The following is a 9782-nucleotide window of genomic DNA, read 5'->3' on the forward strand; positions in this document are numbered from 1 at the left end:
TTACTAATTATTAATTACTAATTGCTAATTGATCAAAAGGTGAGCTTGAGGCCTCCGCCAAACGATGCTGTGTTGGGCAGCGAGAAACGCTCGAAATAACCGCCGGCATTGTTGTTGCCCACCGACGACTCGGGGTCGAAATCGTTCATCTTGGCCCACACAAGCACATTGCGTGCAAAACCGTAGACACTGATGTCAAACACTCCCAGACGGGGCAACTGATAAGTCAGCGTGACATCGCGCAGCTTGACAAAATCAGTGTCGACAATCATCGACTCCGAGCAGTCATAATAAATCTGGTTCCAACTGAAGCGGTCTACGTCATGCTCCACATACTGGCCCGTCTCATAGTCGATGCCGCTGACATGGAGAGGCATATCGCGGTCGGTCGACTCGGTGGTCGCGCCAAACATCTGCATGGTGCCATAAGTGCCGTGATACATCTGTCCGCCCTTCTGCCAGCTCCAGGTGGAGGAGAGATTGAAACGCTTGTAACGTATATTGGTGCTCCAGCCCATATTGAAGTCGGGGGTACACTTGCCGATCACGGTCGACTCACCCGAAGTCATCGGCATGCCGTCCGAATCAAGAAGCATCAGACCGGTGGCCTCGTCGCGCATGAACGATTTGCCGAAGATTACCGGATAGGCATAACCCGTATAGGCACGCACCTGAGGCTCCACAAAACCGCCGAGCATGATATTGTCTACGCCGGGAGCGAGCTCCTTGACCATCGACTCATACTTCGTCCAGTTCAGACCGAGGTCTATGTCAAAATCCTTGGAGGTATAGGCAGTGACCGAAGCATTGATTTCGTGAGTGTTGGTAGTGATGCGTCCGCCGTTCGACACGATGCTCTGATAGCCGGTCGAGCCGTCCATGGGTATCTCGAATATCTGGTCGCGCACATCCTGATAGGAGTAGGTATACTCCAGCTTCACGCGGTCATCCCAGAAACGCAGGTCGAGACCCACCTCATAGTTCTTGGTGGTCTGAGGCTTGAGCGCGGGGTCATACTCCTTCCAATAGGGCACAAACGATGTCTGCCCCTTGATGGGATAGTTGACAGGATAGAAACCATAGAATCCGCTTCCATAGGTCGGAGTGTAGGCAAAGTTGTTTAGATATGTGCCGGCCTGGCCTACCTCGGCATACGATGTGCGCAGCTTGCCGAAGGTCAGTACACGGTTGCCCTTAAGAGCCTCAAGCTCGGTGAAAACCCACGCGAGCGACACCGAAGGATAGAAGAACGAGCGGTTGCCGTTGGGCATCGTCGACACCCAGTCGTTACGGCCGGTCACATTGAAGAAGAGCATGTCGCGCCACGAAGCCGAGGCGTTGAAGAAGAGACCCACAGTGCGATCCTGTGAGGGTGCCTCGTAGCCATAGGTGAACGATGCGCAGTTGCCGATGGTCGGCTGGCCGTAAAACGCGAGTCCCGAACCGATATAGTCCGTAGCGGTGAGATGGTCGTTGTTGACCTCATTGCCGAGCATGAGACCGAGAGTCCACTCGCGGTCGGCACCGAGCTCGGCGGTAAAGTTGGCCGTGATGAGGTTGTTGAATATCTGGCGTGTATAGCTCTCGTTCTCTATATAACCCGAGGAATTGCCGGCCGAGCCCACCTCCTGTATGTTGGAGTAGCGTGAGGTATAGGCGTCGATGCCGAGCTGCTCCTTGATCACGAGGTCAAGATTGTCGCCCCAGTTGATGGCGGGACGATACTCCACATAGGCGTTGCCGAAGAATCGCTGTGTCGACTGTGTGTAGGCATTGTTCTCGGCCCACCAGTAGGGGTTGTTGAAAGTGGTGGAGCGAAACGAGATCTGCTGCGAGGGATTGCCCGGCACTGACGAGGGGATCCCCTTGAGGTCATACTCCGCCGGAGCCGAGTAGACCACGTTGACTATACCCGAGTTGGCCTGCGGAGCCGTGCGGATATTGGTGTGCACATAGTTGGCGGTAAATCCGAGCTTCCACTCGTTGTTGATGTGCCAGTCGAGCGCGCCGCGTGCGCCCCAGCGGTCGAGGCCTGTGTTGCGCACCACGCCCTCCTGGTGAGAGTTGTTCAGACCGAAGGCATACGAGGTGCGGTCGGTGCGCTGCGAGATGGAGAAGTTGGCGTTTTCGGTAAATCCGTTTGAGAAGAAGTCGCCCGTATTGTCATAAATCTGCGGGGTAGTCCATCCGTCCAGACCGGCCTGGGCACGTTTGGGGTTGTAATACATTCCCTCGTGCTTGCCATAGAGGCGGGTATACTGGTTGTCGGTATTGCCGCCATATCGGGCATCGTTGGGAAGCTCTGAGATCTTCGGACCCCATGTCATTGAAGCGGTGGGGTCATAGACACCCCCCATACCCTGGGCATACACGTCCTGATGCTTGAATTTGCGCGACACGCGCTCCGAAGCGAGGTCGGTCGACACGGTGATGACCGGCTTGGACGACGAGAGTCCCGAGCCGCGCTTGGTGGTGATGACAATCACACCGTTGGTGGCGCGTATGCCGTAGAGGGCGGCAGCGGCCTGGCCCTTGAGCACGTTGATCGACTCGATGTCGTCGGGGTTGATGTCGATGGAGCGGTCGGCATAGCTTGCGTTGCTCACCATGGAGTTGGCCGTCTGCACCACGTCGGGGGTCGACTCTACGGGCATGCCGTCGATTACATAGAGCGGGGCGTTATTGCCCGAGAATGAGCGGACACCGCGTATAGTGATGTTGCTCGACGCGCCGGGAGCACCCGACGAGGGACGTATCTCTACGCCCGAGAGTTTGCCCTGCATCGCGCTCGAGAGCGACGTGGTGCCTGAGGTGTTGAGGTCCTCGGCCTTGAGGTCCTGCACGGCATATCCGAGACCCTTGCGGTCGCGCTTCATGCCGAAGGCGGTCACCACCACCTCGTCGAGCGAGGTGTCGCTCTGGAGTGTCACCACCATCTCCTTGTCGGGTGTGATGTCAAACTCCTGTGGTTTCATGCCCACATAGGAGACAAGGATTTTCTTCACTGACTCGGGAAGTGTGATGTCAAACACTCCGTTGATGTCGGTAGTTACTCCGATGTTGGTCCCTACTCCCATCACGGTAGCACCGACCAGAGGGTCGGTCCCGTTGTAAACACCAAACACTATGCCCCTGACTGTGCGGTTCTGTGCCGACAGAGACAGGCTCATAGTGATGGCTGCCACAAGTAGAAGAACGATTCTTTTCATACTTGATTAAAATAAATAACGGTTAAATAATAGATTGTGATATGTTGTAATCCTATTCTTATAAGCCGTCTCCCGATGGCCCGAAATACATATACTCATATGTATATAAGGCGCATTATCGGAAGTTAGGTAAACCGAAAAGGCGCATTATCCGCACGTGAAAATTATATAATCTTCACTCAAAATAGCTTTCATAATTTTATGCTTGTTTACAGCTTTAACTCATGGCATTATGTCAGCCGCAAAATATATTATGCAGTATTTTTGCAAGTAAAATAACACATATTTAACATTTCTTCACACAACATCCTTTAAAGTCAGCTTAAAAAGTGTTACTTTTGCGCTGTAATTTTTAAGAAAATGCAATTCTTAGCCAAAGGTACAATATAAATTTCCATAAGAGTTTCACCAACTTCCGATAATGCGCCTTATCGACATATGCCCATATGAGATCAGGCCATCGGGAGGACGGCTTATATACGACAACACCATTATCAAACTATAATTAATCTAAATCTCAAGTATGAAAAAACTGTTTCTTCTACTTGTTACCATCTTCGCGATAAGCGTCACCGCTTTGGCCCAGAGCCAGAGAGTAACAGGCATCGTGTTTGGTGAAGACAGCGGTGAACCCTTGGTGGGTGCTACCGTAATGGGTGTCGGCACCCAGACAGGTACAGTCACAAACATCGACGGCGTCTTCGACATGCTCCTCCCCGAGTCGGTCAAGAAGATCTCCGTTTCCTACGTGGGCATGCGCACACAGGAGTTTGACATCACCCCCGGCTCACAGATGGTCATCAACCTCGTGAGTGACAACAAACTCGACGAAGTAATCGCTGTAGCATTCGGTACAGCTAAAAAATCAGCCTTTACCGGTTCGGCTTCAGTAGTAAGTGCCGAAGAGCTTAACAAACGTGTCGCCACCAACGTGGCCGAAGCTCTTGTCGGTACAGTCCCCGGCCTCCAGATGCGTGGCTCGAGCGGCGCACCAGGCTCTAACGACGGAAAAATCAACATCCGCGGTATCGCCTCGCTCTATGCCGAGACCGATCCCCTCGTGATTGTAGACGGTTCTCCCTACACAGCCTCGCTCAGCAACATCCCCCAGGGCGACATCGAGTCAATCTCCGTGCTCAAGGATGCCGCTTCGGCTGCTCTCTACGGTGCCCGTGGTGCGGCAGGTGTGATCATCATCACCACCAAGCGCGGCAACTCCGAGCACGCCAAAGTGTCGGTCGACATGAAATGGGGTGCCAACACCCGCGCCGACCAGGACTATGACGTCATCGACTCTCCCGCCGAATACTACGAGGCCGGCTACGCTACCCTCAACAACTACTTCCTGAGCACAGGACAGGCTGCCGACCGCGCCAACCTGCTCGCCAACAACAACATGACTCGCTTCCTCGGCAACTACAACATCTACAACGTGCCCGACGGCGAGCAGCTCGTGGGCCTCGACGGCAAAATCAACCCCAACGCCACCCTCGGCCGCACCTATACCGCCACCAACGGACAGCAGTATTACCTCATCAACGACGACTGGACCGATCTTGCCTACAAGACAGCTCTGCGTCAGGAATACAACGTCAGCGTCAACGGCGGCACCGACAAATCCTCGTTCTACGCTTCCGTAGGCTATCTTGACGAAGGCGGCATCATCGAATACTCAAGCTACAAGCGTCTCTCAGCTCGCCTCAAGGCCGACTATCAGGCCAAGCCCTGGCTCAAGCTCGGTGCCAACGTGGCCTATCTCCACTCCGACACCGAGTCCAACCCCAACATGGACCAGACCCTCGGCAGCACCAACATAATGTATTTCTGCAACAGCATCGCCCCCATCTTCCCCGTGTTTGTACGCGGCGTCGATGCCAACGGCAACCCCTACATCATGAGCAACGAGTACGGACAGCTCTATGACTTCGGTGTGGGCAACCGCGAGAACGGATTCGGCAACCTCCCCGGCAACGTGACTCTCAACCGTCCCTTCCTCGCCAACAGCAACCCCCTCGGTGCCAACCGTTACAACAACAACTCTCAGTCAGGCAACCAGTTCAACGGCACTTTCACAGCCGACTTCATGCTCACCCCCTGGCTCAAGGCCAACATCTCGAGCAACGTCATCTGGGGCAACACTATCCAGAGCAAGTATGACAACCCCTACTTCGGTCCCTCGACCAACGTAAACGGCCGCATCCAGAAAATCAACACCGAGTCGATGCGTACCAACAATGTGCAGACCCTTACCTACACCAACTCGTTTGGCGAGCACAATGTCAACGCCATGATCGGTCACGAATACTACAAGACCACTACCAAATATCTCTCCGCAACAGCCACCGGCGGATTCTCCCCCGACATTCAGGAAATCAACGCCTTCGCCACCAAACTGACATCCGCCGGCTACAAGCAGGCCTACAACGTCGAGGGTTACTTCCTCAGCGGACAGTATGACTACGCCGGCAAATACTTCGGCAGCGTGTCCTACCGTCGCGACGCATCCTCCCGCTTCGCCAAGGATCACCGCTGGGGCAACTTCTGGTCGGTAGGCGGCGCATGGATTATCAACAAAGACTTCCTCCAGGACAAAGGATGGGTCAACATGCTCAAGCTCAAAGCCTCTCTCGGCCAGCAGGGCAACGACAACATCGGCAACTGGAACTATATCAACACCTACGACATCGCACCCTCGTCGCCCACCGACATGGCCCCCTCATTCCGCAACTTCGGCAACGAGGAAATCACCTGGGAGACCACTACCAACCTCAACATCGGCGTAGAGTTTGGTCTCTTCGGCAACCGCCTCAACGGTAGCGTCGACTTCTACAACAAGAAGACCACCGACCTCCTCTTCTGGATCTCGATACCCGAGTCGATGGGCGCACGCGGCTACTACGGCAACCTCGGCGACATCCGCAACACAGGTGTAGAAGTACAGCTCAACGGCGGCATCATACGCAACAAGCTCGTAAGCTGGGACATCAACCTCAACTTCACACACAACCAGAACCGCATCCTCAAGCTCCCCGAGTCCAAGACCCTCTACCTCGGCGGCTTCTCTCAGTCCGACGCCTCCCGCACCGTCACCTCATGGTATCACGAAAGCGGCTCTATGTATGAGCTCTTCCTCCCCGAAGTAGCAGGCCTCACCGAAGACGGACGTCAGCTCTACTGGATGGACTCCGACCTCTGCACCGAGAGCAACGGCGTGTACACCTCCGTGACCAACCGTCCCGGCACCAAGCGCGACCTCACCACCACCGACCCCAACAACGCCACCAAGTATGTCCAGGGCTCATGTCTGCCAAAACTCTACGGCGGCTTCAGCTCCACACTCAAGGTCGGCCCCGTCGACATGTCGGTAGCCTTCGACTATCAGATCGGCGGCAAGATGTTCGACACCCGCTACATGAACTATATGGACCCCAACAGCGGCCCCAACGGCAGTAACTGGCACAAGGACTGGGCCAACTCCTGGTCAGCCACCAACACCACCAGCGACATCCCCCGCTGGCAGTATGGCGACTCCTACACCGTCTACAAGTCCAACCGCTTCCTCACCGACGCAAGCTACCTCAACTTCGCCTCATTTAACGTAGGCTACACTCTCCCCTCCTTCTGGAAAGAGATCTCCAACCTCCGCGTGTATGTTCAGGGCGAAAACCTCTGCTACTGGTCAAAGCGCAAGGGCTTCGATCCCCGCTACTCCTACACCTCGGCGGCATCCGTATCGGCCTACAACCCCATACGCAACATCTCGGGCGGTATTCAGGTTAACTTCTAATCTTTACAACTCATGACCAAAATGAAATTACTATATATTCCTTTCGTAGCAGCCTCGCTTCTTGCCACCGGCTGCATCGAGGAGATTGATCCCATGACCAGCGTGGTCACTCAGGATCAGCTCAACAAGGCTCCCAACTCGGCCGAAAAGCTCGCTACCGGTATCACAAGCAGCATGAGCGGACAGTTTATCTATCAGCCCTCCAGCACCGACGCTGACGACTATGGCTATACATCGACCATACTGTTTCGTGACACACAGGGCATGGACATGGTCAACGGTGACGGCAACTCCAACTGGTACACCACCTGGGAATTCTGCGGTGTAGCTCTCGGCCCCGGTTATGCCAAATGTCAGTTGCCATGGACATACTACTACGGCTGGATCAAAAACTGCGACAACACCCTCGAGGTTACTGGCGACAATCCCACTGACGAGGACGACCGCGTGTATGCCGGCATAGCACGCGCCATGCGCGCATTCTACTACATGGACCTTGCCCGCATGTATGCACCCGAGACCTACGGCATCAACAGTCAGGCTCCCACCGTGCCCATCATCACAGAGAAAACCACCATCCCCGAATCGATCAACAACCCCCGCGCCACCAACGAGCAGATGTGGGCGTTCATCATCAGCGACCTCGACGCTGCCGAGACTCTTCTCGCCAACTACTCGCGTCCCGACAACACCACTCCCGACGTGTCGGTGGTCTACGGACTCAAAGCCCGCGCCTATCTCGTGATGGAGGATTGGACCAACGCCGCCGAGTATGCCCGCAAAGCCCAGGCCGGCTACACTGCCATGACCGCAGCGCAGTACACCGACCGCACCACCGGCTTCAACACCCCCAACAGCGCGTGGATGCTCTCGACCAAATTCAACTCTGACGACAAGAACATCACCGAAAACGACGCCGACTCCTCATGGGGCTCATGGATGATCACCGAGCTGACCGCCGAGAACGGTTGCGGATACGCCTCCAACTACGGCTACCCCTTCCACATCGACCGTCATCTCTTCGAGACGATCCCCGCAAGCGACGCCCGCAAAAACTGCTTCATCGACTTCAAGATCCAGGAAGACCTCAACGAAGCCTATGCCACCGAAGACGACGAAGTAATTAATGCAGCCATCGACGCAGCCATCGAGTATGTGCGTGAACACAACTCCGACTTCCCCGAAAACATGGTGCTCAAAAACATCGGCTCAGAATACGAGCAGGGTGTAGGCGGCGTATCGGTGAAATTCCGTCCCGCAGGAGGCCCCGCCGGTTATGACAACCAGCACATCGGCTTCTGCGTGTCAGTACCCCTGATGCGTGTCGAGGAAATGATGCTCATCGAAGCCGAGGCAGCAGGTATGCTCAGCGAACCCAAGGGCGTAGAGCTCCTCACCGCTTTCGCCAAGCTCCGTGACCCCGACTACGTATACGGCACACACAACGAGACCTATCAGAGCGACTACGCCACAGCCTTCCAGAACGAAGTATGGTGGCAGCGTCGTGTAGAGTTCTGGGGCGAAGGCCTTGCCACATTCGACATCAAACGTCTCAACAAAGGCATCATACGTTCTTACCCCAACACCAACCACGGCATGCAGACCCGCTGGAACACCACCACACCACCCCAGTGGATGACATGGTGTATCATCGGCACCGAGGCTGACTACAACCTCGCACTCTCGGGCAAGAACAACCCCACCCCCATCCGCCCCTCAAGCGACTCTCCCGAATACATCTTCGGCAACTGATAATCACACATATCATTAAAGCCCCAAAAGGCACCCCAAAAAGGGTGCCAAAAAAGGCACAAAAAAGCCCCAAAAAGGCACAAAAAAAGACACCAAAATCCAAAAGTCTCAAAAGAAACCCCCGGTTTCTTTTGAGACTTTTGTCACATCCCCCCCTCATCCACCCCCATAGGCATCCACCCCATCCTCCACATTCGGCCCATTTGGCCCATCTGCCTCATCCATCCCATCTCCCCCCTCCCCCTCATCCACCCCATCCACCCCATCAGCCCCATTCGGCCCATTTGGCCCATCCCCTCGCCAGCCATCCCATCGCCATCCCATCACCCGACAGCGCGCAGCTTTGTCCCCCGCTCGCGAGCTTCAGCTCGCCCTTCCCCATTTGAAAAAGTGTGAGCGCGGAAGCGCGAAAAGCAGCCCACAAGCCCCATTTGACTTTAATCTCCATAATATCCCTATTTTTAGCTAACTTTGCCCCCGGTTTCACACCTATTATTATACACCTTTTATAAACCCTTTTAAGAAATGGACACACTACCCCGCGACCCCTTCATGCTATACAGCTACATCAACATGAAACTCCGCGACCAATACCCCACCCTCGACGAACTCTGCGCATCAGAGGACATCGACAAAGCCACCCTCATCAACACCCTCACCGCCGCCGGCTTCACCTACGACAAAACCCGCGACCAATTTACAATGTAAAATCCCCTCGAGCCAGTCACAACAAAACAATCATCGAAAGGCCAATGGACCAATGCAAACTCAGTCCAAGTCACCCCAGCAGCCCCATCTGCCTCATCCGCCCCATCTGCCCCATTCGCCCCATTCGGCCCATCCACCCCATCCACCCCATTCGGCATCCCCCTTCCCGCCCAGGGGCAACAGGAGGGTGTTGCAGAACTCCTCTGATTAAAGCCTCTGAGAATTGAATATTTTAGAATAATCTGGAATTTTTCGAGATTAGTTCGTATATTCGATTCTCAGGAAGTTGAAAACCGGGCATACACTAAAAAAACAGCGAAAATCGG

The 9782-nt window shown here is 54.8% G+C and carries 5 protein-coding genes; 3 read left to right on the plus strand and 2 right to left on the minus strand.

Annotated elements, in window-relative coordinates:
- Positions 1–32: 32 nt before the first annotated feature.
- Positions 33–3209 (minus strand): SusC/RagA family TonB-linked outer membrane protein, encoded by a 3177-nt coding sequence (locus QGT73_RS00875; protein ID WP_280121067.1) that lies wholly within the window; start codon positions 3207–3209, stop codon positions 33–35.
- A gap of 523 nt (positions 3210–3732) precedes the next feature.
- On the opposite strand from QGT73_RS00875, the gene QGT73_RS00880 reads away from it, so the two are divergent.
- On the plus strand, positions 3733–6996 hold the full coding sequence (locus QGT73_RS00880) for a SusC/RagA family TonB-linked outer membrane protein (protein ID WP_280121068.1): 3264 nt from the start codon (positions 3733–3735) through the stop codon (positions 6994–6996).
- Between the two features lie 21 nt (positions 6997–7017).
- The gene (locus QGT73_RS00885; RefSeq protein ID WP_280121069.1) at positions 7018–8748 is read left to right on the plus strand and encodes a RagB/SusD family nutrient uptake outer membrane protein; all 1731 of its coding nucleotides are present in this window, start codon (positions 7018–7020) and stop codon (positions 8746–8748) included.
- Positions 8749–9013: 265 nt separating this feature from the next.
- Here QGT73_RS00885 and QGT73_RS00890 read toward each other — a convergent pair whose 3' ends face one another.
- A complete protein-coding gene (locus QGT73_RS00890) occupies positions 9014–9196 on the minus strand; it encodes a hypothetical protein (RefSeq protein ID WP_280121070.1) in 183 nt (60 codons plus the stop codon).
- 77 nt (positions 9197–9273) lie between these two features.
- On the opposite strand from QGT73_RS00890, the gene QGT73_RS00895 reads away from it, so the two are divergent.
- Positions 9274–9456: a DUF4250 domain-containing protein gene (locus QGT73_RS00895; RefSeq protein WP_123617001.1), complete on the plus strand. Its 183-nt coding sequence runs from the start codon at positions 9274–9276 to the stop codon at positions 9454–9456.
- Positions 9457–9782 lie beyond the last annotated feature (326 nt).

Origin of the sequence: Duncaniella muricolitica, assembly GCF_910574735.1 — a bacterium.
GTDB lineage: Bacteria > Bacteroidota > Bacteroidia > Bacteroidales > Muribaculaceae > Duncaniella > Duncaniella muricolitica.

Bases quoted from the DNA above. Each gene is read 5' to 3' on its own strand.
- QGT73_RS00895 (WP_123617001.1), top strand. From the start codon at position 9,274: ATGGACACACTACCCCGCGACCCCTTCATGCTATACAGCTACATCAAC.
- QGT73_RS00880 (WP_280121068.1), top strand. From the start codon at position 3,733: ATGAAAAAACTGTTTCTTCTACTTGTTACCATCTTCGCGATAAGCGTC.
- QGT73_RS00885 (WP_280121069.1), top strand. From the start codon at position 7,018: ATGAAATTACTATATATTCCTTTCGTAGCAGCCTCGCTTCTTGCCACC.
- QGT73_RS00875 (WP_280121067.1), bottom strand. From the start codon at position 3,209: ATGAAAAGAATCGTTCTTCTACTTGTGGCAGCCATCACTATGAGCCTG.
- QGT73_RS00890 (WP_280121070.1), bottom strand. From the start codon at position 9,196: ATGGAGATTAAAGTCAAATGGGGCTTGTGGGCTGCTTTTCGCGCTTCC.